Origin of the sequence: Pseudomonas sp. Irchel 3F6 (assembly GCF_900187595.1) — a bacterium.
GTDB lineage: Bacteria > Pseudomonadota > Gammaproteobacteria > Pseudomonadales > Pseudomonadaceae > Aquipseudomonas > Aquipseudomonas siliginis.
Window position 1 is genome coordinate 611,085 of the sequence record NZ_FYDP01000004.1, and the last position, 23,308, is coordinate 634,392.

Here is a 23,308-nt window from a genome sequence, read left to right on the forward strand (position 1 = left end):
TGGCTTTCGCGGTTGGAGTTCGACTCGGTAATTCAGGTCGATGTATTTCGAGAGTACAACCCGGTCAGTCCCCTCTCCCTCCGGGAGAGGGTTAGGGTGAGGGGCTCTTGATCTTCCTATCCGATCAACCATTCACACCCTGAATAGCAGACAACCCCAAATCCCCAGCTAATCTTGTGCCCGGCTCCCACATCTATAAGAGGCTGCGCACCATGAGTCTGTCCCAGTTCAAAATCGCTCATAAACTGATCACCGGCGCCGCAGCCATCGAACAACTGGCCGCTGAACTCACTCGTCTGGACATCGATAACCCGCTGATCGTCACCGACGCCGCGCTGGTCAAGTCCGGTACTGTCGAACTGGCGCTGGTGCAACTCGGCGGGCGCGACTACGAAATATTCGACCGTGTACTGCCCGATCCGGAAATCGCCATCGTCGAAGACTGCATGCGCGCCTATCGCGAAGGCGGCCATGACGGTTTGATCGGCCTCGGGGGCGGCAGCGCCATCGATATTGCCAAAAGTGTCGCCGCCTACGCCGGATATCACGGCGCGCTGGAAGATCTGTTCGGCGTCGATCAGGTGCCGCGCAAAGGCCCGCCGCTGATCGCCATCCCGACCACCGCCGGCACCGGCTCTGAAGTCACCAACGTGGCAATCCTCTCGGACAAGGTCGCGCAGGTGAAGAAAGGCATCGTCAGCGACTATCTGTTGCCGGACGTGGCGCTGGTCAGTCCGCAAATGACCCTGACCTGTCCGCGCAGCGTTACCGCCGCCAGTGGTGTCGATGCACTGGTGCACGCCATCGAATCCTACCTGTCGGTGAATGCCTCGCCGATCACCGACTCCCTCGCCATTGGCGCAATCAAGTTGATCGCCAGCGCCTTGCCCAAGGCCTACGCCAACGGCGCCAACCTGCAAGCCCGCGAAGACATGGCCACCGCCAGCCTGATGGCCGGCATGGCGTTCGGTAACGCCGGGGTCGGTGCGGTGCATGCGTTGGCGTATCCGCTGGGCGGGCGCTTCAACATTGCCCACGGTGTCAGCAACGCCTTGCTGCTGCCCTATGTGATGACCTGGAACAAAATGGCCTGTGTCGAACGCATGCAGGATATTGCCGAAGCCATGGGCGTGAAGACCGCGCATCTGAGCGCCAGCGAAGCCGCGGACAAAGCCGTGCAGGCCATGACCGACCTGTGCGCGGCAGTGGAAATCCCTGCCGGGCTGCGCAGTTTCGGCGTGCCGGAGGAAGCAATTCCGGCGATGGCCGTGGAGGCCGCCGGCATCGAGCGCTTGATGCGCAACAACCCGCGCAAACTCAGCGCCGGCGACATCGAGAAGATCTACCGCGCGGCTTACTGAGGCGCGGGCGCTGAGGGCACATGGCACAACCCAATCATCGCGGTCCCGGTGCGCGCGTGGAAACTTGAGGTATACAATGCGCGCCATCGTGATTTAGCTCAGCACAGGTGCGTCATGCAGCCCTTCGTAATTGCTCCGTCGATCCTCTCCGCCGACTTCGCCCGCCTCGGCGAGGAAGTGGACAACGTTCTCGCCGCCGGCGCCGACTTCGTCCACTTCGATGTCATGGACAACCACTACGTGCCCAACCTGACGATCGGCCCGATGGTCTGCGCGGCGCTGCGCAAGTACGGCGTCACCGCGCCGATCGACGCGCACCTGATGGTCAGCCCGGTGGACCGCATCGTCGGCGACTTCATCGAAGCCGGCGCGACTTACATCACCTTCCACCCGGAAGCCACTTTGCACGTCGATCGCTCGCTGCAACTGATCCGCGAAGGTGGTTGCAAATCCGGTCTGGTGTTCAACCCGGCGACCCCGCTGGACGTGCTCAAGTACGTGATCGACAAGGTCGACATGGTCCTGCTGATGAGCGTCAACCCGGGCTTCGGTGGGCAGAAGTTCATTCCCGGCACCCTCGACAAATTGCGTGAAGCGCGGGCGATCATCGACGCTTCCGGTCGCGACATCCGTCTGGAAATCGACGGCGGCGTCAACGTCAACAACATCCGCGAAATTGCCGCTGCTGGCGCCGATACCTTCGTCGCCGGCTCGGCCATTTTCAACGCGCCAAACTATCAGGAAGTCATCGACAAGATGCGTTCCGAACTGGCACTGGCGCGCCCATGAGCGGTTTTGAGCAGTTGTTCCCGGGGCAGTTGCCACGGTTGGTGATGTTCGATCTGGATGGCACGCTGATCGATTCGGTTCCCGACCTGGCAGCGGCGGTGGACACCATGCTGCTCTCCCTCGGCCGTCCGCCGGCAGGTATCGAAGCGGTGCGCGAATGGGTCGGCAATGGCGCGCCGGTGCTGGTGCGTCGGGCCTTGGCGGGTGGTATCGATCACTCCGCAGTGGACGACGTTGAAGCCGAGCGTGCACTGGAGATTTTCATGGAGGCGTACGGCGCCAGCCATGAACTGACCGTGGTCTATCCCGGTGTGCGCGACACGCTCAAGTGGCTGCACAAGCAAGGCGTGGCCATGGCGTTGATCACCAACAAGCCGGAGCGCTTCGTCGCGCCGCTGCTCGATCAGATGAAAATCGGCCGCTACTTCAAGTGGATCATCGGCGGCGATACCCTGCCGCAGAAGAAGCCTGACCCGGCGGCGCTGTTTTTCGTGATGAAAATGGCCAACATTCCGGCCTCGCAATCGTTGTTCGTCGGCGACTCGCGCAGCGATGTGCAGGCGGCGAAAGCAGCGGGGGTCAAGTGTGTGGCGCTGAGTTACGGCTACAACCATGGCCGGCCGATTGCCGAGGAATCGCCGGCACTGGTGATCGACGATTTGCGCAAACTAATTCCCGGTTGCCTGGATCTGGCCGGTGGGATAACGTTGCCCGACGCTGTTCAACCCCCTTCTGGAAACGCCATCGTGGTGGTCACCCGCAAACTCTGGATGAAAGTCATCAAGGCCCTGGCCCGCTGGCGTTGGCGCGCCTGACTGATTCTGGCCGGCCCTGCCGGCGCGTTTGCATACCTGACTGATTGCACCTCACCCCACGAGGCACTTTATGAATCGCGAAGAATTCCTGCGTCTGGCCGCTGACGGCTATAACCGCATCCCGTTGGCCTGCGAAACCCTGGCCGACTTCGACACGCCGCTGTCGATCTACCTGAAACTGGCCGACCAGCCCAACTCCTACCTGCTCGAATCGGTGCAGGGCGGTGAGAAATGGGGCCGTTACTCGATCATCGGCCTGCCGTGCCGCACCGTGCTGCGGGTGCACGACCATCACGTCAGCATCACCGTTGATGGCGTCGAGACCGAAAGCCACGAGGTTGAAGACCCGCTGGCCTTCGTTGAAACCTTCAAGGCCCGTTACAACGTGCCGACCATTACCGGCCTGCCGCGCTTCAACGGGGGCCTGGTCGGTTACTTCGGTTATGACTGCGTGCGCTACGTGGAAAAGCGTCTGGGCAAATGCCCGAACCCGGATCCGCTGGGCGTGCCGGACATTCTGCTAATGGTCTCCGACGCCGTTGTGGTGTTCGACAACCTGGCTGGCAAGATGCACGCGATCGTCCTCGCCGACCCGGCCCAGTCCGATGCCTTCGAGCAAGGCCAGGCGCGTTTGCAGGAACTGCTCGAGCAACTGCGTCAGCCGATCACCCCGCGTCGTGGCCTGGATTTCAGCAAACAGCAATCGGCCGATCCGGTGTTCCGTTCCAGCTTCACTCAGGACGATTACGAAAAAGCCGTCGACACCATCAAGGAATACATCCTTGCTGGCGACTGCATGCAGGTGGTGCCGTCGCAGCGCATGTCGATCGACTTCAAGGCTGCGCCGATCGATCTGTATCGCGCGCTGCGTTGCTTCAACCCGACGCCGTACATGTACTTCTTCAACTTCGGCGATTTCCACGTCGTCGGCAGCTCGCCGGAAGTGCTGGTGCGCGTCGAAGACAACCTGATCACCGTGCGCCCGATCGCCGGCACGCGCCCACGCGGCGCCACCGAAGAAGCCGACGTGGCGCTGGAGCAGGACCTGCTCTCGGATGACAAGGAGATCGCCGAGCACTTGATGCTGATCGATCTGGGCCGCAACGATACCGGGCGAGTCTCGGAAATCGGCTCGGTGAAGCTCACCGAGAAAATGGTCATCGAACGTTATTCCAACGTGATGCACATCGTCTCCAACGTCACCGGCCAGTTGAAGTCGGGCCTGACCGCGATGGACGCACTGCGGGCGATCCTGCCGGCGGGTACGTTGTCGGGTGCGCCGAAAATTCGCGCGATGGAAATCATCGACGAACTTGAGCCGGTCAAGCGTGGCGTGTATGGCGGTGCGGTCGGTTACTTCGCCTGGAACGGCAACATGGACACCGCCATTGCCATTCGCACAGCGGTGATCAAGAACGGTGAATTGCACGTGCAGGCCGGCGGCGGCATCGTCGCCGACTCGGTGCCGGCGCTGGAATGGGAAGAAACCCTGAACAAACGCCGCGCGATGTTCCGCGCCGTGGCCCTGGCCGAGCAAACCCCGGACGCCTGAGACACGAATTTCCCATGTGGGAGCGAGCCTGCTCGCGAAGAGGGTGTGTCAGTCACCGTTGATATTGACTGACCCAGCGCTTTCGCGAGCAGGCTCGCTCCCACATTGGGTTTTGTGTTGAGGCATAAAAAAAGCGGCGCCCTGACAGGCGCCGTTTTTTTGCATCTACGACTCAGAAATCCAGCACAACCCCGACATTCAGGCCCTGCTGCTTGAAGTCATCATCCTTGCGGAACGTATAACCGCCACGCAGGGCCAGATCTGCCGTCAGCTTGTGACTGACACCCAGGCTCAAGCGGTTCAGGTGACTTGCCGGTGTGTAGCCTTCGAGGGTGAAGTCATTGGCCGGCAGGGTGTTGAGGGCGATGTTGACCTTCTGCACGTCATCTTCGTACTCACGCTCGTGAGCGTATTCGCCATATACCTGGGTTTGCGCGGTGAAGTTGTACTTGCCTTGAATCCCCAGGCCCAGGCGTTTCGAATCGCGGCTCTGGTCATCGAAGGTCAGCGCGGTGGCGCGGTTGCTCTTTTCAGAGTAACTGTCGACATCGACACTGGCGTAATCGGCGCTGACAAACGGCGACAGATGCCATTGGCTGCCCGGTTGCGCAATGTCATAGCCCAGGCGCGTGCTGAACGCCCACAGGCTGCCGTCGGTATCGCCTTTCTCCGCGCCCTCGCTGGCGCCGAGGTCGAACTTGCGCTTGAGGTTGTCGTAGTCGAGTTTGCCGCCGGTCAGCGCCGCGTCGGCCCACCAGCGGTTCTGCTGGAACTGGGCGAACGCGGTGGCCATGTAGCTGTTGAGTTTGTAGTCGGAATCGTTGTGCCCGGCCTCGAGATTCTGCCGGTACAAACCGGCCGCCACGCCCACGCGCCAGGCCTCATTGAGGCGATAGCTGCCGCCGACGTTGAGGTTGTAACCGCTGCCATCGGCGCTGGCGCCGCTGCTTTGGCTGTCGACATTCAGATGCTGTCCGCCGGCCGAGACAATCGCACGCCATTGGCCGACCGCTTGCCAGTTCTCCCAGTCCGCCTGCCATTGGTTGCGCAATTCATCCTGATGCGCGCGCACGGTGCCGTGGGCCATTTCCGGTAGCAGGCTCAATTCCCATGGCGCAGCCAACAGCGAATAGGCGTAATCGGCGATCAGTTTTTGCCCGGATTCGGTCGGGTGTACGCCATCGTTGTAGATCAGTTTGGTCGGATCCGGCGTGGCGCTGTTGATCCCGTAGCGGGCGTTTTCCGTGCAGCTATTGCCACTGAAGCAGGTCGCGGTTAGGTTCTGATCGGTAGCCAGACCAAAGCGCCCCGGGTCGGCGAAGACTTCCGAGAGCAGCACCGGAATGTTCAGCGGAATGACTTCGGCGTTGATGCCTTGCAGGCGCGTCACCAACTGACTGTTGAACTGGTTGGCGAGGGTGCTGCTGAACGCTTGCAGCGGCGTGCCGTTCAGAGCAGGTGTCAGGCCCACGTCGGGCAGCAGCCAGACCATCACGTATTTGGCGCCGGCGGTCTGCAGGGTTTGCACGCTATCGGCCAGTCGATCGGCTGCGGCGTTGGCCTGGGGCAGGCTGAGAATGCGGCCCTGGAGGAAATCGTTGCCGCCACCGGAAATGTAATACAGCGCATTCGGGTCGGCGCGGAAGCCGTTCGACGGCAGGTAACCGGCGCGGGTGCGCTCGCCGGTGGCCGATTGGGTGGTGATCGAATCGAGAATCTGGTCGGTGCGATAACCACCGACCGCCCAGTTGTTGCCGTCGGGCTGGCCGTTTTCCGCGCGCACTGCGGAGCTGGAAGAGGCTGTCTGGTCGGGCGAAAAGCCCAGGCGGCCGCCGAGCAACTGGGTGGAATTCAATGAAAAAACTTCGCCGCTGCCATCCTGATACACCGGCCCGGTGCGGTTGGTGTAACGCTCGGTGGAGCCCGCCGGGCCACCGGTGTCGGCGAAGGTGCCGGCATCGTTGAGGCTGTCGCCGAAGACGATGAAACTCGAATAAGGATTGGGCGCTGCATTGGCCTGAGCGCAAGCGAGTGCGAGCAAGCAGCTGGCCAGCGGTACAAACAACGTCTGTCTGATCATGAGCAAGTCCGTTTATTTATTGTTGTAGGTGAACGAAACGACAGTACCAAAAACGTTCGGCGTTTTGCCATCGGTCGTGAATCCCTCTGCCGTTTTATAACCCGCAGGCCCCGCCATATTGCACGCTCCGCCCAGCTAAGTTACTGTGCCGGAACGTATGAACGAGACCTTCCCCGTGTTGATCACCAGCAAACTCCTGGATCAAGTCATCAAGGCACACGCCCGCTGGCGTTGGCGCGCCTGAATCTTCTCTGCCGGCTCCGCCGGATCTGTATCGCTTTGCCTTCCTTGTCTGTTTGAAATGCCGCTGTGCTGGCGCCCTGTGCGCGTCCGACATCGCGCAGCCACCCGCGGGCAAGTCATCTGAAGGCTGTCATCAAGTCAGAATTCAAGAGGTTCGAAACGCCATGTTGCTGATGATCGACAACTACGACTCCTTTACCTACAACGTTGTGCAATACCTCGGCGAGCTGGGTGCCGAGGTCAAAGTGGTGCGCAACGACGAACTGACCATCGCCGAAATCGAAGCGCTGAATCCCGAGCGCATCGTGGTTTCCCCGGGGCCGTGCACGCCCACCGAGGCGGGCGTTTCCATCGACGCGATCAAGCACTTTGCCGGCAAACTGCCGATCCTCGGCGTCTGCCTCGGCCACCAGTCCATCGGCCAGGCCTTCGGCGGTGATGTAGTCCGCGCCCGCCAAGTCATGCACGGTAAGACTAGCCCGGTATTCCACGAGGACAAGGGCGTGTTTGCCGGCCTCAATCATCCGCTCACCGTTACCCGTTATCACTCGCTGATCGTCAAGCACGACAGCCTGCCCGATTGCCTCGAGCTGACCGCATGGACCCAGCACGATGACGGCTCGGTCGACGAGATCATGGGCCTGCGTCACAAGACCCTGAACATCGAGGGTGTGCAGTTCCACCCCGAATCGATCCTCACCGAGCAGGGTCATGAACTGTTTGCCAATTTCCTCAAACAAACCGGCGGCACGCGCTAAGGACTTCCCATGAATATCAAGACAGCCCTCAGCCGTATCGTCGAACACCTCGACCTCAGCACCGATGAAATGCGCGATGTGATGCGCGAGATCATGACCGGCCAGTGCACCGAAGCGCAGATCGGCGCGTTTATGATGGCCATGCGCATGAAAAGCGAGAGCATCGACGAAATCGTCGGCGCCGTGTCGGTGATGCGCGAGCTGGCCGATCAGGTCGAGCTGAAAACCCTCGACGGCGTAGTCGATGTGGTTGGCACCGGCGGTGACGGTGCGAATATCTTCAACGTATCGACCGCGTCTTCCTTTGTTGTCGCAGCCGCCGGTTGCACCGTCGCCAAGCACGGCAACCGCGCGGTGTCCGGCAAGAGCGGCAGTGCCGATCTGCTGGAAGCTGCCGGCATTTATCTGAACCTGACCCCGGTGCAGGTCGCGCGCTGCATCGACAACGTCGGCATCGGTTTCATGTTCGCCCAGACTCACCACAAAGCGATGAAGTACGCCGCCGGCCCGCGCCGCGAACTCGGTCTGCGCACGCTGTTCAACATGCTCGGCCCGCTTACGAATCCGGCCGGTGTGAAACATCAGGTCGTCGGCGTATTCACTCAGGCGCTGTGCCGGCCATTGGCCGAAGTCTTGCAAAGACTGGGCAGCAAACACGTTCTGGTCGTGCATTCGAAGGACGGCCTGGACGAATTCAGCCTCGCCGCGCCGACTTTTGTTGCCGAGTTGAAGAACAACGAAATCACTGAGTATTGGGTCGAACCGGAAGACCTCGGCATGAAGAGCCAGAGCCTGCACGGCCTGTCGGTTGAAGGCCCGGAAGCGTCGCTGGCGCTGATCCGCGATGCCCTCGGCAAGCGCAAAACCGAAAACGGCCAGAAAGCTGCCGAGATGATTGTGCTCAATGCCGGTGCGGCGCTGTATGCCGCCGACCTCGCAAGCAGTCTGAAACAAGGTGTGGAGCTGGCGCACGACGCGCTGCACACCGGCCTCGCTCGGGAAAAGCTCGAGGAGCTGGGTGCCTTTACCGCGGTATTCAAAGTGGAGAATGAAGGATGAGTGTACCGACGGTTCTGGAAAACATTCTGGCGCGCAAGGTTGAGGAAGTCGCCGAGCGCAGCGCTCGGGTCAGCCTGAGCGAGCTGGAAAGTCTGGCCAAGGCGGCCGATGCACCCCGTGGTTTTGCCCAGGCTTTGCTGGCGCAAGCGAAGAAGAAACAACCGGCCGTGATTGCCGAAATCAAAAAGGCTTCGCCGAGCAAAGGCGTGATCCGCGAAGACTTCGTGCCGGCAGACATTGCCAAGAGCTACGAAAAGGGTGGGGCCACCTGTCTGTCGGTGCTGACCGATATCGACTACTTCCAGGGCGCCGATGCCTACCTGCAACAGGCGCGCGCCGCCTGCAAATTGCCGGTGATCCGCAAGGATTTCATGATCGATCCGTACCAGATCGTTGAAGCCCGCGCGCTTGGCGCCGATTGCGTGTTGTTGATCGTCTCCGCCCTGGACGACGTGAAAATGGCCGAGCTGGCCGCCGTGGCCAAAGGCGTCGGTCTCGACGTCTTGGTGGAGGTGCACGACGGTGACGAGCTGGAGCGCGCGCTGAAGACCCTCGACACGCCGCTGGTCGGGGTCAACAACCGCAACCTGCACACATTCGACGTCAGTCTGGAAACCACCCTCGACCTGCTGCCGCGCATCCCGCGCGATCGCCTGGTGATCACCGAGAGCGGCATCCTCAATCGGGCCGACGTCGAGCTGATGGAAATCAGCGATGTGTACTCGTTCCTGGTCGGCGAAGCGTTCATGCGCGCGGAAAATCCGGGCATTGAATTGCAGCGCCTGTTCTTTCCGGAGCGTGGTGTGCCGATCAGTGGTTCGACCCTCGACTGACCGAGTCGACCTCATTCGCGAGCAGGCTCGCTCCCACATTTGGAATGCATTTCCCCCTGTGGGAGCGAGCCTGCTCGCGAAGGGGCGCTAAATTCCGCTAAAGAGATTCAATCTGCCGGAGCTCACCATGTCGCTGCCAACCCCGCTGACCATCGAATCCGGCCTGCAAGCCGAACAGGACTTGCTGGCCTCGGTCTGCGCCGGCGACGCCGAATTCGGCCTGCTGTTCTGGCAACCCACCGATCGCGCGCTGGTCATGCCGCGCCGCCTCAACCGTCTCCCGCATTTCGACCACGCCTGCGAAGTTTCCGCTGCTGCTGGCTGGCCGGTGCTGTTGCGTGAAACCGGCGGTGAGCCCGTCCCGCAATCCGCTGCGACCGTCAACATTGCCTTGGTATATGCCCCGCCTCGCAGCGAAGGCGATCTGAACCGCATCGAAACCGGCTACCGCCGCCTGTGCGATCCGATCTGTCAGTTGCTGGATGAGTTGGGTGGCACCTCGTCGGTCGGGGAAATCGACGGCGCATTCTGCGACGGCCGTTTCAACGTCAATCTCGACGGTCGCAAGATGGTCGGCACCGCCCAGCGCTGGCGCCAGAGTCAGGGAGGCCAGCGTCCGGTTGGCCTGGTGCATGGTGCGATGCTGATGGATGACGAGCGCGAAGCGATGGTTGCTGCGGTCAATCGCTTCAATGTAGCCTGCGGCCTGGATCAGCGGGTGAGGGCGCAAAGCCACATTGCCCTGTATGAGAAATTCAACGCGCCACAGGCATTGGCGCGTCTCGATGAATTGTTTCGTTTGATGCTGGCGCAGATTTACGTCTAGCGCGTGCCGAAGACCACCATGGTCTTGCCTTTCACATCGACCAGGTTGCGTTCTTCCAGATCCTTGAGCACGCGGCCGACCATCTCTCGAGAACAGCCGACGATACGACCGATCTCCTGGCGGGTGACCTTGATCTGCATGCCGTCCGGGTGAGTCATGGCGTCCGGTTGTTTGCACAACTCCAGCAGGCAGCGGGCGACGCGGCCGGTGACGTCAAAAAATGCCAGGTCGCCGACTTTGCGCGTGGTGTTACGCAGGCGTTGTGCGATTTGTCCGCTGAGGGCGTAAAGAATGTCTGGATCCTGCTGCGACAGTTCGCGGAACTTGGCGTAACTGATTTCTGCGGTTTCACATTCAACCTTGGCTCGCACCCAGGCGCTGCGTTCCTGCTCCTGACCTGCCTGCTCGAACAGACCCAGTTCGCCGAAGAAATCCCCGGCGTTCAGGTAAGCGATGATCATCTCGCGACCATCGTCGTCTTCGATGAGGATGGTGACCGAGCCTTTGATGATGAAAAACAGCGTGTCCGAGCGATCCCCGGCGCAGATGATATTGCTCTTGGCCGCATGACGCCGGCGCTGGCAATGCATCAACAGCTTGTCGATGTTCTTGATTTTGGGTGTGGGGGTAATAGCAACCATGGTTGTATCCCGAAAAGACTGCACGGTGATGTTTGAGTTTTTATGAGGCGCTGAAGGCGGTCGCTACAGAGCTGACGAATTGGCGCCAGCGAATTGGCGCCAGCTTACCAGACACTTCGTCGAAAATTCGAGAAATTACCTACAGCCAGAAAGTATCGGTCCTAGGACGTCGTTCCTGTCGGGACAAAGTGCTGTGCTAAGCTGGCGACCCTTTTTTTACAGTGGAGTCTGGGCGATGAAGGCACGCATCCAATGGGCTGGCGAAGCCATGTTCCTCGGCGAATCCGGCAGTGGTCATGTCGTGGTGATGGACGGCCCGCCGGACGCCGGTGGCCGTAACCTCGGGGTTCGCCCGATGGAAATGCTCTTGCTGGGTGTCGGCGGTTGCAGCAACTTCGACGTGGTCAGCATCCTGAAGAAGTCGCGCCAGGCCGTTGAAAGCTGCGAAGCCTTTCTCGACGCCGAGCGTGCGACTGAAGATCCCAAGGTGTTTACCAAGATCCACATGCACTTCGTGGTCAAGGGCCGGGGCCTGAAGGAAGCTCAGGTCAAGCGCGCCATCGAGCTGTCGGCCGAGAAGTATTGCTCGGCGTCGATCATGCTCGGCGCGGCTGGCGTGGCAATCACTCACGATTATGAAATCGTCGAACTCGGCTGAACCGACATTCAACTATCATAAAAGCAGTGCAGACTCTGGCGATCCCCCGCTGACGTCTGCATAATGCGCCACTTTTTTCAGGGCAGTGATCGGTCAGCCGGCAGGTCATCCGCCTGAACAGATAACCAAAATCGCCATCGCGAAGAGGTGTTAACCGTCCTACGCAGGTGCGTTGTTCGCACTTGACGGGCATGCTTGATCACGCGGCCGCGCCGCATACATAGAGAGTTTTTAACGGTGAAAAGCAAACTCAAGCTCCACGGGTTCAATAACCTGACAAAGACCTTGAGCTTCAACATCTATGACATCTGCTACGCGGAAACCCCGCAAGACCAGCAGGCTTACGTTGAGTACATCAATCAAGAGTACAACGCGAAACGCCTGACGCAGATTCTCACAGAAGTTGTCGAGATCATTGGTGCCAACATCCTGAACATCGCCAGTCAGGACTATGAACCCCAGGGCGCCAGCGTCACGATTCTGATTTCGGAAGAGCCGGTAACCCCGACTGACAGCCAGATCGAAGAATCGCCGGGCCCGTTGCCCGAAATCATTCTGGCCCACCTCGACAAGAGCCACATCACGGTGCACACCTATCCGGAAATCCATCCGGACGACGGTATTGCAACGTTCCGTGTGGATATCGACGTGTCGACCTGTGGTGTCATTTCACCGCTCAAAGCGCTCAACTTCCTCATTCACCAGTTCGATTCGGACATCGTGACCGTGGATTACCGTGTGCGCGGCTTCACCCGTGACGTTGAAGGCAACAAGCACTTCATCGACCACGAGATCAACTCGATCCAGAACTACCTCTCCGAAGACACCCGCGACGCGTACCAGATGACCGACGTGAACGTGTACCAGGAAAACCTGTTCCACACCAAAATGCTGCTGAAGAACTTCGAACTGGACAACTACCTGTTCGGCGACGCCACCAGCAACCTCTCGCCCGAGCAACGTGCCCAGGTGACCGACCGTGTGAAACACGAAATGCTGGAAATCTTCTACGCGCGCAACATGCCGACCTAAGATTCCCGGAAACAAAAAAGGCGACCTCCTGGTCGCCTTTTTCATGCTTCAGACAAAACCCCTGTGGGAGCTGGCTTGCCAGCGATAGGGCAATGTCGGGCGATACATATCTCAGATCCGATAAGTACTCTTGGTCATCACCTTGGCCAACAAGCTCATCCCGAACTTGACCGGCGCCGGAAAACGAAACCCGCCCGCATCCAGGGCACTTTCCGCATGGTGTTCTTCATCGATGCGCATCTGCTCAAGAATCGCCCGGGACTTCTCGTCCTTGGCCGGCAATTGCTCCAGATGTTCGTTCAAGTGTTTGCAGACCTGATGCTCGGTCGCCGCAACGAAACCAAGGCTGACCTTGTCGCTGATCAGTCCGGCCACCGCGCCGATACCGAACGACATGCCGTAAAACAGTGGGTTCAGCACGCTGGTGTGGCTACCCAGCTGATGGATGCGCTGCTCACACCAGACCAGATGATCGATCTCTTCTTCAGCCGCGTGCTCCATGGCTGCGCGTACCTGCGGCAACTTGGCGGTCAGCGCTTGCCCCTGATAAAGCGCCTGAGCGCAGACTTCGCCGGTATGGTTGATGCGCATCAGACCGGCGACGTGGCGAGTGTCTTCATCGCTCATCTGCGTATCCGGCTGCAGAATCGCTGGCGACGGGCGGTACGGCTGGCCACTGAAGGGCAACAGAGTGCGCATCGCGGCATCGGCTTGCAGCAGCAGACGGTCTATGGGCGAGTAGTGACGTTGGGTAGTCATGCTGACCTCCGGGAAGAATCTCGGCGGCCAGTTTAACCGAATCGGCCGGCGAGGGTTTGCGCTGGGTCACTTGCTGCGCGGTCAGGCTTTTTTGTGGGAGCGAGCCTGCTCGAGAAAGCGGATTATCGGATACTGAAGTGTTGAATGTATCGGCGCCTTCGCGAGCAGGCTCGCTCCCACAGTTGGTTGTCGCCAGTCAGCCCGGCGGCCAGTTCATCTGGCGCTGACCCAGCACGTGCATATGAATGTGATAGACAGTCTGCCCACCAAGTTCATTGCAGTTCATCACTACGCGGAAGCCTTCTTCGCAACCCAGTTCCAGCGCCAGACGCTGCGCGGTGAACAGGATGTGCCCGGCCAGCGCCTTGTCGTCTTCGGTCAGGTCGTTGAGCGTGCGCACCGGTTTTTTCGGGATTACCAGAAAGTGCACCGGAGCCTGGGGGGCGATGTCGTGGAAGGCCAGAACCTGGTCGTCCTCGTAAATGATCTTCGCCGGGATTTCCCGGTTGATGATCTTGGTGAACAGAGTATCCACTGCTGTTTCTCCGTTGAGTTGGGCTGAATCGAGTGTACCGCTTCGAAGTTGTCTTCCTAGCGGGGGCAGTAAGCTTTGTTGATCATGCCGACGATGGTGCGATTGAGCCAGCGCGAACCCAGCCGCGGCAGGAACGCCAGCCAGCGATTGCGTCGTCCCGGAATGATGATGGCGCGGTTTTTATCCAGTGCGCGTACGGCATGCAGTGCCACTTCTTCCGGACTCATCAGCGAGTGGCTGCTTTCGATCTTTTCGCTACTCATCTGTGCGGTTCGGAAGAACGGTGTGCGCGTCGGGCCGGGGCACAGCACCGAAACTTTCACGCCGCTTTGTTTGAGCTCCACGCGCAAGGCTTCGGAAAAATGCAGCACATAGGCTTTGCTGGCGTAGTACGTGCTCATCCACGGGCCAGGACTGTAGGCGGCGACCGACGCGACGTTGAGAATCTGCCCGCCACCCAGCAGCGCCATGCTGTTACCCACCGCATGACAGAGGCGGGTGAGGGCGAGAATGTTGACCTCGATGAGGTCCTGCTCGGTCATCCAGTCCTGCGCGAGGAATGGCCCGCAAGTGCCGATGCCGGCGCAGTTGACCAGTAGATCGATCTGCCGGTCACCTTCTTCGAGCTCCAGCAAAAAACCGGAAAGGCGCAACGGTTCGCCGAGGTCGCAGGCGCGAAACAATACTTCGACATCGAAACGCTGGGTCAGCTCGATGGCGATACTTTCCAGCTGATCACGCTGTCGTGCCACCAGAATCAGGCTGCGGCCGCGCCGGGCCAGTGCTTCGGCCATGGCCAGGCCGATGCCGCTGGAAGCACCGGTGATCAGAGCGTAACGGGTCATGCAGTTCTCCATCGCAACAGCTCCGCGCCGGCGACGCGGTTGTCGCGGCAGGGAGCGCTGTTCATTCTTGCGCAGAGTCTACAGGGGCCTGCGCCGGTTCGGCTGCCTCGTCGGCGGAAATCACTGGCGGTTCGACGACCTCAACTTCGTCGGTGGTCACCGCGCCGCTGTCATAGCTGCTCTCCAGATTGCTTTCATATTCTTCCTGCACAGCCGAGAAGCCGCCAAGAAGGCCTCCGGCAAAAATCAGTGCGAAGAATACGATCCATAACGAGCACAGCACTTTGACGGCCGTGCTGTTCGGCGGTGGCGGCGGCCCATAGCGGTTGGCGCCGGTATTGCCGGGTACGACCATCATTACCAGCGGGAAGAAACTGCCGACGAACGGCACCAGATTCAACAGCCACAGCCAGCCCGACCAGCCGATATCGTGCAGGCGCTGAACGCTGAACAGAATGCTGACGATCATGAAGCCGAGGAACAGGAAGACCGCCAGAATGCCGCCGAGGATCAGGCCGGTAGTCGAGTCGCCGCTGACCAGGCCCAGCGCAATCAAGGCAAACACGCCGACGATGGGCAGGGTCACCAGGCTCAAGACCATGGTCCAGGCGAGAAAGCGCAGGCGACCGATCCGGCCTTCGACGCTGAATGGCTTGAGCGTGGCGAATGGCGGCAGGGCTTCACCGACATTGGCGCGCGGTGGGGCGTAAGGCGAGTCCGGTTCCGCCGCCGCTGCAGGGTTATCGTGGACATCCGCCAGATCCAGCTCAATGGTGGTTTCCGCTTCGATCCGCGCATCGATCCCGGTTTTGTTCAATGCCTGCAGATACGTCTGGGCATCGCTGTGGGACAGATCACGTTTGAGGGCGACGGTGCGGCCACTGAACAGGCGCTCGATGGCGGCCACATCGCTTTTGAACAGATCCGCCAGATTCAGTTTGGCGGTGGTGAGGTCGACGCCGGGCTGCAGCGCGCCGTCGAAGACGATCTTGTAACGGGTGTCGCTCATGGCCGAGGCATCCTTGTCGCGATTAGGTTTGCAGTAGTCAGTTCAAGGCCAGTCTGATAGCGACTGGCCGGGGGTATTGCTCAGCGCGGCCAGCGTTCCGGCAGCTGTGCGGCGCGCGCCTGAGCCTGACGATATTCTGCGTCGAGCCGTGCGATCAACTGATCCACGCTTGGCAGGTCACCAATCTGGCCAACACCCTGGCCCGCCGACCACACGGTCTTCCAGGCTTTGGCTTCATCGTTGATCGGCTTGAGCTTGTCGCCGAAGTTCACCTCGCCCTTGCCTTGCAGTGCCGCCATGTCGAAACCGGCCGCCTCCAGGCTCTGGCGCATGAAACTGGCCGGCACTCCCGACACTGCTGGAGTATGAATGATGTCGGCGGCCTTGGCTGTCAGCAGCATGTCTTTGTATGCGTCAGGCGCGTGACTTTCTGTGGTGCCGATAAATCGCGTACCGAAGTAGGCCAAATCCGCACCGAGCAACTGTGCGGCGAGAATCTCATGGCCGTGGTTCAGACATCCTGCAAGCAAGAGTGTCTTGTCGAAGAACTCACGAATCTCGGCAATCAGCGCAAACGGGCTCCAGGTACCAGCATGCCCGCCGGCACCGGCCGCAACGGCAATGAGCCCGTCAACACCGGCTTCAGCGGCTTTCTCGGCATGGCGCCGCGTGGTCACGTCGTGAAACACCAGACCGCCATAGCTGTGCACCGCGTCGACCAGTTCCTTCACCGCGCCGAGACTGGTGATCACGATCGGCACCTTATGCTCCACGCAGATGTCCAGATCCGCCTGCAGGCGCGGATTGCTGTGGTGAACAATCAGGTTCACCGCATAAGGGGCCGGATTATCCAGCGTCGCCAGGCCCGCTTCGATCTGTTCCAGCCAAGCCTTGAACCCACTGCTTTCGCGTTGGTTCAGCGCCGGAAAGCTGCCGACCACACCATTGCGGCAGCAGGCGAGCACCAGTTCCGGATTGGAGATCAGGAACATCGGTGCCGCCACCACGGGCAGACGCAGACGTTGTTCGAGCAAAGCGGGCAGCGACATTGTGAACACCCCGAAGATTTTTATTGATTGAAGTTAGAACGGCTTGACCACGACCAGAATTACGATAGCCAGCAATATCAGAACCGGCACTTCATTGAACCAGCGATAAAAGACATGGCTGCGGGTGTTTTCGCCACGGGCAAAGCGTTTGACCTGCGCGCCGCACATGTGGTGGTAGCCGATCAGCAATACGACCAGGGTCAGTTTGGCGTGGATCCAGCCGCCCTGGCTGAAAAGGCTAGGGTTGAGGTAGATCAGCCAGCCACCGAAGATCAGCGTGGCGATCATCGCCGGGCCCATGATGCCGCGATACAGCTTGCGCTCCATGACGCTGAAGCGTTCCTGGCTGATCGTGTCTGCGCTTTGCGCGTGGTAAACGAACAGGCGCGGCAAGTAGAACAGTCCGGCAAACCAGCAGACGACGCTGACAATGTGAAACGCTTTGAGCCATAGATAGAGCATTTTTGGGTATTCCCTCATTCACGGTAGCCAGATAGTAGAGGCTTGAGCGTCCGCGCGTCACCTTGGCGGTTGTCGCAGGCGCGCGCGGCCCCTATTATCGACGGCTTTCCAGTGGGTTCGTTGAGGGCAGGTTTATGGTCAAGGTCGGTATCGTCGGCGGCACGGGTTACACCGGTGTCGAACTGCTGCGTCTGTTGGCACAGCATCCGCAGGCAGAAGTGGTCGTCATCACTTCCCGATCCGAGGCCGGTCTGGCCGTGGCTGACATGTACCCGAACCTGCGCGGTCACTATGACGGGCTGGCGTTCAGCGTGCCGGACGTGAAAACCCTTGGCGCCTGCGATGTGGTTTTCTTCGCCACGCCACACGGTGTGGCTCACGCCTTGGCAGGCGAGCTGCTGGCGGCGGGCACCAAGGTCATCGACCTGTCCGCCGACTTCCGTCTGCAAGACGCTGATGAATGGGCCAAGTGGTACGGCCAGCCGCACGGCGCACCGCAATTGCTGGACGAAGCGGTCTATGGTCTGCCGGAAGTCAATCGCGAGCAGATCAAGAAAGCGCGCCTGATCGCGGTACCAGGTTGCTATCCGACCGCAACGCAATTGGGTTTCCTGCCATTGCTGGAAGCAGGTCTGGCTGACGCATCGCGTTTGATCGCCGACTGCAAATCCGGTGTCAGTGGTGCCGGGCGTGGCGCGGCTGTAGGTTCTTTGTACTCCGAGACGTCGGAAAGCATGAAGGCCTACGCGGTAAAAGGTCATCGCCACCTGCCGGAAATTCGCCAGGGCCTGCGTCGCGCGGCGGGCAAGGATGTCGGCCTGACCTTCGTCCCGCACCTGACGCCGATGATTCGCGGTATCCATTCGACGCTCTACGCGACTGTGGTCGATCGCTCGGTGGATCTGCAGGCACTGTTCGAAAAGCGCTATGCCAACGAACCGTTCGTCGATGTGATGCCTGCGGGCAGCCACCCGGAAACCCGTAGCGTGCGCGGCGCCAACGTCTGCCGCATCGCCGTGCATCGTCCACAGGATGGCGATCTGGTGGTCGTACTCTCGGTGATCGACAACCTGGTCAAGGGCGCCTCGGGCCAGGCGGTGCAGAACATGAACATTCTGTTCGGACTGGATGAGCGCTTCGGTCTGTCCCACGCCGGTATGCTTCCTTAACGGCCGTCACAGGTCAGGCGCCGCAAGCTTGAAGCTCACCGCTTGAAGCTTGCAGCTGCCTTTCTAATAGTTGACCAATTTTCTAGGACAAGCGGATAATGCGCGTCATCACGCATTATGGCGGCGTAACGCCGGGAGATAGTCAGCATGAGCGTCGAATCCTTCACCCCCACGGCTTTGCAATTCACCCAAGGTGCTGCGCACAAGGTGAAGAGCCTGGTCGATGAAGAGGGGAATGATCGCTTGAAGCTGCGCGTATTTGTTACGGGCGGCGGTTGTTCAGGGTTTCAATACGGTTTCACCTTCGATGAAGATGTTGCCGAGGACGACACCATTGTCGAGCGCGAAGGCGTGAGTCTGGTGGTTGATCCGATGAGTTTCCAGTACCTGGCCGGTGCGGAGGTGGACTACCAGGAAGGTCTGGAAGGTTCGCGCTTCGTGATCAAGAACCCGAACGCGACAACGACTTGTGGTTGCGGGTCGTCGTTCTCGATCTGATCGCGCTTTACAGCACACAACAAAACGCCGCAGAGCCTTTCGGTTCTGCGGCGTTTTTGTTTCTGAAGGTTATGCCGGGTAGATGGCGCCGAGTACGCGCAGGCCGCGAGCGCCGGTGACGCTTGGCCGATTGGCGGCGATGCCTTCCAGGCAGCAATGGGCGAGCCAGGCGAAGGCCATGGCTTCCACCCAATCTGGATCAACCCCGTGAGTTGCGGTGCTGGCGACTTGGGTATTTGGCAGCAGGTCCGCCAGACGTTTCATCAGCGTGGCGTTGTGCGCGCCGCCGCCACAGACCAGCAGTTCCTGAGTGCCCGATTGAGCGCTTTGTAGCGACTCGACGATGGTCAGCGCCGTAAGTTCGAGCAGGGTGGCCTGAACGTCTTCGGCAGCGAAAGTCGGCAGACGCGATAGATGCTGTTCCAGCCATGGCAGATTGAAGACTTCCCGGCCCGTACTTTTCGGGCCTTTGGTCACGAAGAACGGGTCGCTAAGCAGTGCCTTGAGCATGGCTGGTTCAACCTTGCCGGTCGCAGCCCATTTGCCGTCCCGGTCATAGTTCTCGCCCCGTTGCCGGCTAATCCAGGCGTCCATCAGAACATTTCCCGGCCCGCAGTCGAAGCCGGCTACAGGTTTGTTCGGCTCAATCAGGCTGAGATTGCTGAATCCACCGACATTCAAGACTGCCTGGTTACCGCTACGCTCTTCAAACAACGCTTCATGAAAGGCTGGCACCAGAGGCGCACCTTGGCCACCCGCTGCGACATCGCGACTGCGGAAATCGCTGACGACGGTAATACCGGTCAACTCAGTCAGCAGGGCTGGATTACCGATCTGCACGGTAAACCCGCGCGCCGGCTCATGGCGAATGGTCTGACCGTGGCTGCCGATAGCGCGGATTGCTTCGGGCTTGAGTTGTTGCTGCGCGAGGAGGGTGTGAATGCCCGACGCGGCAAGTTCGACCCAGTGTTGCTGGGCAATCGCCGAGCGGGCGATCTCGTCGGGGCCGCTGGCGCACAAGCCAAGCAGCTCGGCGCGCAGGGAGTCAGGCATTGGCAGGTAGTGGGTGGCGATCAGTTTGATCGCCGAGGTCTGCTCGATCAGGGCGATGTCCAGCCCGTCGAGACTGGTTCCGGACATCACACCGATATACAGGGCCATGGCTTAGCGCTTGTTCGAAGCCAGCATGGTGGCCTTCTCTTGATCCATGCGCGCCATCAGTGGCTGGCTCTGCGCGAGGAAGCGCGCGCGTTCGGACTTGGCGATCGGATCGGCCATTGGCAGCTTCTGGCCCAGCGGATCGACGTGAACGCCGTTGACCTGGAACTCATAGTGCAAATGCGGGCCGGTGGACAGTCCGGTGGTGCCGATATAGCCAATGACTTGACCTTGCTTGACGCTGCCACCGGTTTTCACGCCTTTGGCAAAGCCTTGCATATGGCCATAGAGCGTACGGTAAGTGTTGCCGTGCTGAATGATCACAGTGTTGCCATAGCCACCACGACGACCGGCCAGCAACACTTTGCCGTCACCGGCAGCCTTGATTGGCGTACCCCGTGGCGCTGCGTAATCGACACCTTTGTGGGCGCGGATCTTGTTGAGGATCGGGTGCTTGCGGCCCATGGAAAACTTCGAGCTGATGCGGGCGAAGTCAACAGGGGTGCGGATGAAGGCCTTGCGCATGCTGTTGCCATCGGCAGTGTAATAGCTGCTGTTGCCTTGTTTGTTGGTGTAGCGAACGGCGGTGTAAGTCTTGCCGCGGTTGGTGAAGCGCGCCGACAGGATCGGGCCGGTGCCGACGGCCTTGCCGTTGATGACTTTCTGCTCGTAGATCACATCGAATTCATCGCCCTGACGAATGTCCTGCGCGAAGTCGATGTCGTAGCCAAAGACACTGGCCATGTCCATGGTCAGGCTGTGAGAAAGACCGGCGCGGGCTGCGGACTGCGACAGTGAGCTGTTGATGACACCGTGGACGTAGGCAGTGCGAACAGTTGGCTTGGCAGTCACTCGGTTGAACGAATAACCCTTGTCATTCTTGGTCAGGGTGATGGTTTCAACGTCGCTGACCTTGCTGTGCAGGCTGGTCAACTGGCCTTCCGGACTCAGTTCGAACTCGAGTTTCTGGCCGCGCTTGAGCTGGCTGAACTGTTTGGCTTGCTTGTCGCTTGCCAGTACTTCGTGCACGGAGGCTGCAGGCAGACCGACTTTTTCAAACAGGGTAGACAGTGTATCGCCTTTGGAAACCACGACTTCACGGTGCCCAGGCTCTTTCGGTTTCTCAGCAGGCGCCACAGGTGCTGGCGCGGTTTCAGCGGTTTGTGCGGTGTTTTCGTCGCTGTTTTCGATTTGTGCGAACGGCGAAGCTGCGGGCTCGTTTGTGGCTTGAGCCGCATCAGCAGCGTCTTGATCTTGTGTCAGTTGTTCAGCAGGACTTTCCAGTTCAAGACTCAGAGTCGTCTTTTTGGCTTCAACATCGCTGGAGGGAAATACCAGCAGCGCCAGGCTGAGAAGGGCGGCGATTCCACTTGCGGCGAGCAGGTGGGTCTTCGGGTAAAGCGGGGGCGCTTTAGACGGTTCTGTGGTCATAGGTAATTTTTGACTTTGAAATAGATGAATTGGAAAAGATGAATGACATGATGAAGATGAAATAACTGTATAAAATATAACCAAATCATCGCTGAAGCAAGTCTACAGACCTCGGGTCTGTGGATTGGTGTCCGTGCGCCGGGCAAAACTTGTAATTGGTGCGCGTTCTTGTATGGTTGGTTCCCTTTGAATCTGAGCCTTGCGGGTCTGTTATGAAGTCGGTTGAAGAGCAGCTAGCGCTGATTAAACGTGGTGCGGAAGAACTGTTGGTCGAGTCCGAGCTGGTCGAGAAGCTCAAGCGCGGCCAACCGCTGCGTATCAAGGCTGGTTTCGATCCAACCGCTCCGGATCTGCATCTGGGTCATACGGTGCTTATTAATAAGCTGCGCCAGTTCCAGGAGCTGGGGCACCAGGTCATCTTCCTTATAGGTGACTTCACCGGGATGATCGGTGATCCGAGTGGCAAAAGCGCAACGCGTCCACCGCTGACGCGTGAACAGGTTCTGGAAAATGCTGAGACTTACAAGACTCAGGTTTTCAAAATCCTTGATCCGGCGAAAACCGAAGTTGCCTTCAACTCCACCTGGATGGACAAGATGGGGCCGGCGGATTTCATTCGCCTGACTTCGCAATACACGGTCGCTCGCATGCTTGAGCGCGATGACTTCGACAAGCGCTACACCACCAACCAGCCAATCGCTATTCACGAATTCCTCTATCCGCTGGTTCAGGGTTATGACTCGGTCGCGCTGCGCGCCGATGTCGAGCTGGGCGGTACCGATCAGAAATTCAACCTGCTGATGGGGCGTGAGTTGCAGCGTGGGTATGGTCAGGAGGCACAGTGCATTCTGACGATGCCATTGCTGGAAGGTCTGGATGGCGTGAAGAAGATGTCCAAGTCGCTGGGCAACTATGTCGGTATCCAGGAAGCACCAGGCGTCATGTACAGCAAGCTGGTTTCCATCCCGGATGCGCTGATGTGGCGTTACTTCGAGTTGCTCAGCTTTCGCTCAATGGACGAGATCAACGCCTTCCGGGCTGACGTCGAAGCTGGAGCGAATCCACGCGACATCAAAATCAAGCTGGCTGAAGAGATCGTTGCGCGCTTCCATGGTGAAGAGGCTGCGGCGAATGCTCACCGAGGCGCCGGCAACCGTATGAAGGATGGCGAGCTTCCAGATGACTTGCCTGAGATCGAGCTGTCTTCGGTTGAGGATATGCCGATCGCTGCCGTCCTTAATAAGGCAGGCCTGGTGAAGAACTCGGCGGCGGCGCGTGATCTGTTGGCGGCGGGCGGAGTCCGGGTCGATGGTGAAGTGGTTGATCGCTCCTTTATATATGTACTGGGCACGACTCACGTTTGTCAGGCCGGCAAGAAGGCTTTTGCACGTATTACGCTGAAATCTGAATAAAGTTGGAATTGGGGGTTGACGGCGAATTTTAGAAGTCTATAATTCGCCCCACTTCCGGCGCAGTCGAAACGGAAAACTCCTTGAGATTCAAAGAGTTATGCGGTTTTCGACAGCGGCTTGCTTCAGGTCATCGAAGCCTGGAAGGAGTTGAAAGGGCAGTGATGTGTAGTTCTTTTAACGGTTCGATCTTCTCGGTCGAAAGCGGAAAAAAAGAGGTGTTGACAGCAGCGATTAACGCTGTAGAATTCGCCTCCCGCTAACGAGAGATCGGAAGCGCAAGTGGTTGAAGTTGTTGAAGAATTCTTCGAAAACTTCTGAAAATAATCACTTGACA

At 59.4% G+C, this 23,308-nt stretch carries 23 protein-coding genes; 13 read left to right on the plus strand and 10 right to left on the minus strand.

Annotated features, from left to right (window positions below; all coding sequences use genetic code 11):
* Positions 1-212 precede the first annotated feature (212 nt).
* The 4 genes from CKW30_RS17290 (at position 213) to trpE (ending at position 4,517) form a co-directional block, all read left to right on the plus strand.
* Positions 213-1,361 (plus strand): iron-containing alcohol dehydrogenase, encoded by a 1,149-nt coding sequence (locus tag CKW30_RS17290; RefSeq protein ID WP_071173763.1) that lies wholly within the window; start codon positions 213-215, stop codon positions 1,359-1,361.
* 114 nt (positions 1,362-1,475) lie between these two features.
* A complete protein-coding gene (gene rpe / locus CKW30_RS17295; protein WP_007918813.1) occupies positions 1,476-2,150 on the plus strand; it encodes a ribulose-phosphate 3-epimerase in 675 nt (224 codons plus the stop codon).
* Positions 2,147-2,965 carry a phosphoglycolate phosphatase gene (locus CKW30_RS17300; RefSeq protein WP_095181418.1) on the plus strand — a complete coding sequence of 273 codons (819 nt, stop codon included), beginning with the start codon at positions 2,147-2,149 and terminating at the stop codon, positions 2,963-2,965. The genes rpe and CKW30_RS17300 overlap by 4 nt, the downstream gene beginning before the upstream one ends.
* Before the next feature lie 70 nt (positions 2,966-3,035).
* Entirely contained in the window at positions 3,036-4,517 is a 1,482-nt protein-coding gene (gene trpE / locus CKW30_RS17305; protein ID WP_095181419.1) for an anthranilate synthase component I, read from the plus strand.
* Positions 4,518-4,689: 172 nt separating this feature from the next.
* Here the strand turns inward: trpE and estP are convergent, their stop codons facing one another.
* Positions 4,690-6,597 (minus strand): esterase EstP, encoded by a 1,908-nt coding sequence (gene estP, locus CKW30_RS17310; protein ID WP_095181420.1) that lies wholly within the window; start codon positions 6,595-6,597, stop codon positions 4,690-4,692.
* A 407-nt stretch (positions 6,598-7,004) separates the two neighbouring features.
* Between estP and CKW30_RS17315 the strand changes: the two genes are divergently transcribed.
* The 4 genes from CKW30_RS17315 (at position 7,005) to CKW30_RS17330 (ending at position 10,316) form a co-directional block, all read left to right on the plus strand.
* Positions 7,005-7,598, plus strand: a complete 594-nt coding sequence (locus tag CKW30_RS17315; RefSeq protein WP_041476683.1) for an aminodeoxychorismate/anthranilate synthase component II — start codon at positions 7,005-7,007, stop codon at positions 7,596-7,598.
* A gap of 9 nt (positions 7,599-7,607) precedes the next feature.
* Positions 7,608-8,657, plus strand: coding sequence for an anthranilate phosphoribosyltransferase (gene trpD / locus CKW30_RS17320; RefSeq protein ID WP_041476682.1), 1,050 nt, complete (start codon positions 7,608-7,610; stop codon positions 8,655-8,657).
* A complete protein-coding gene (gene trpC / locus CKW30_RS17325) occupies positions 8,654-9,490 on the plus strand; it encodes an indole-3-glycerol phosphate synthase TrpC (RefSeq protein WP_041476681.1) in 837 nt (278 codons plus the stop codon). Before trpD ends, trpC begins: the two co-directional genes overlap by 4 nt.
* A gap of 127 nt (positions 9,491-9,617) precedes the next feature.
* Positions 9,618-10,316, plus strand: coding sequence for a lipoate--protein ligase family protein (locus CKW30_RS17330; RefSeq protein WP_095181421.1), 699 nt, complete (start codon positions 9,618-9,620; stop codon positions 10,314-10,316).
* Here CKW30_RS17330 and crp read toward each other — a convergent pair.
* Entirely contained in the window at positions 10,313-10,957 is a 645-nt protein-coding gene (gene crp / locus CKW30_RS17335) for a cAMP-activated global transcriptional regulator CRP (RefSeq protein WP_041476679.1), read from the minus strand. The genes CKW30_RS17330 and crp overlap by 4 nt on opposite strands.
* 235 nt (positions 10,958-11,192) lie before the next feature.
* On the opposite strand from crp, the gene CKW30_RS17340 reads away from it, so the two are divergent.
* Both CKW30_RS17340 and speD read left to right on the plus strand, forming a co-directional pair.
* On the plus strand, positions 11,193-11,615 hold the full coding sequence (locus CKW30_RS17340; protein ID WP_016772921.1) for an OsmC family protein: 423 nt from the start codon (positions 11,193-11,195) through the stop codon (positions 11,613-11,615).
* A gap of 237 nt (positions 11,616-11,852) precedes the next feature.
* The gene (speD, locus tag CKW30_RS17345) at positions 11,853-12,647 is read left to right on the plus strand and encodes an adenosylmethionine decarboxylase (RefSeq protein WP_024014530.1); all 795 of its coding nucleotides are present in this window, start codon (positions 11,853-11,855) and stop codon (positions 12,645-12,647) included.
* Between the two features lie 111 nt (positions 12,648-12,758).
* Here speD and coq7 read toward each other — a convergent pair whose 3' ends face one another.
* The 6 genes from coq7 to hemJ form a co-directional block, all read right to left on the minus strand.
* Positions 12,759-13,406: a 2-polyprenyl-3-methyl-6-methoxy-1,4-benzoquinone monooxygenase gene (gene coq7, locus CKW30_RS17350; RefSeq protein ID WP_056786706.1), complete on the minus strand. Its 648-nt coding sequence runs from the start codon at positions 13,404-13,406 to the stop codon at positions 12,759-12,761.
* 196 nt (positions 13,407-13,602) lie between these two features.
* On the minus strand, positions 13,603-13,941 hold the full coding sequence (locus tag CKW30_RS17355) for a histidine triad nucleotide-binding protein (protein ID WP_017128660.1): 339 nt from the start codon (positions 13,939-13,941) through the stop codon (positions 13,603-13,605).
* 56 nt (positions 13,942-13,997) lie between these two features.
* The gene (locus CKW30_RS17360) at positions 13,998-14,786 is read right to left on the minus strand and encodes an SDR family oxidoreductase (RefSeq protein WP_041476677.1); all 789 of its coding nucleotides are present in this window, start codon (positions 14,784-14,786) and stop codon (positions 13,998-14,000) included.
* 61 nt (positions 14,787-14,847) lie between these two features.
* Positions 14,848-15,795, minus strand: a complete 948-nt coding sequence (locus CKW30_RS17365) for a DUF805 domain-containing protein (protein ID WP_095181422.1) — start codon at positions 15,793-15,795, stop codon at positions 14,848-14,850.
* 80 nt (positions 15,796-15,875) lie between these two features.
* Positions 15,876-16,844, minus strand: coding sequence for a nitronate monooxygenase family protein (locus tag CKW30_RS17370; RefSeq protein WP_056786714.1), 969 nt, complete (start codon positions 16,842-16,844; stop codon positions 15,876-15,878).
* Between the two features lie 33 nt (positions 16,845-16,877).
* Positions 16,878-17,306: a protoporphyrinogen oxidase HemJ gene (gene hemJ, locus CKW30_RS17375; protein WP_039757756.1), complete on the minus strand. Its 429-nt coding sequence runs from the start codon at positions 17,304-17,306 to the stop codon at positions 16,878-16,880.
* 134 nt (positions 17,307-17,440) lie between these two features.
* Here hemJ and argC point away from each other — a divergent pair, with 134 nt between their 5' ends.
* Positions 17,441-18,475, plus strand: coding sequence for an N-acetyl-gamma-glutamyl-phosphate reductase (argC, locus tag CKW30_RS17380; protein ID WP_095181423.1), 1,035 nt, complete (start codon positions 17,441-17,443; stop codon positions 18,473-18,475).
* Between the two features lie 147 nt (positions 18,476-18,622).
* Positions 18,623-18,973 (plus strand): iron-sulfur cluster insertion protein ErpA, encoded by a 351-nt coding sequence (gene erpA, locus CKW30_RS17385; RefSeq protein ID WP_003228776.1) that lies wholly within the window; start codon positions 18,623-18,625, stop codon positions 18,971-18,973.
* Between the two features lie 69 nt (positions 18,974-19,042).
* On the opposite strand, the gene CKW30_RS17390 is transcribed toward erpA, so the two are convergent.
* Positions 19,043-20,134: an anhydro-N-acetylmuramic acid kinase gene (locus CKW30_RS17390; RefSeq protein ID WP_095181424.1), complete on the minus strand. Its 1,092-nt coding sequence runs from the start codon at positions 20,132-20,134 to the stop codon at positions 19,043-19,045.
* A gap of 3 nt (positions 20,135-20,137) precedes the next feature.
* Positions 20,138-21,562: a peptidoglycan DD-metalloendopeptidase family protein gene (locus CKW30_RS17395; protein ID WP_095181425.1), complete on the minus strand. Its 1,425-nt coding sequence runs from the start codon at positions 21,560-21,562 to the stop codon at positions 20,138-20,140.
* Between the two features lie 212 nt (positions 21,563-21,774).
* Between CKW30_RS17395 and tyrS the strand changes: the two genes are divergently transcribed.
* Positions 21,775-22,974, plus strand: coding sequence for a tyrosine--tRNA ligase (gene tyrS, locus CKW30_RS17400; RefSeq protein ID WP_016772931.1), 1,200 nt, complete (start codon positions 21,775-21,777; stop codon positions 22,972-22,974).
* The last annotated feature ends 334 nt before the right edge of the window (positions 22,975-23,308 follow it).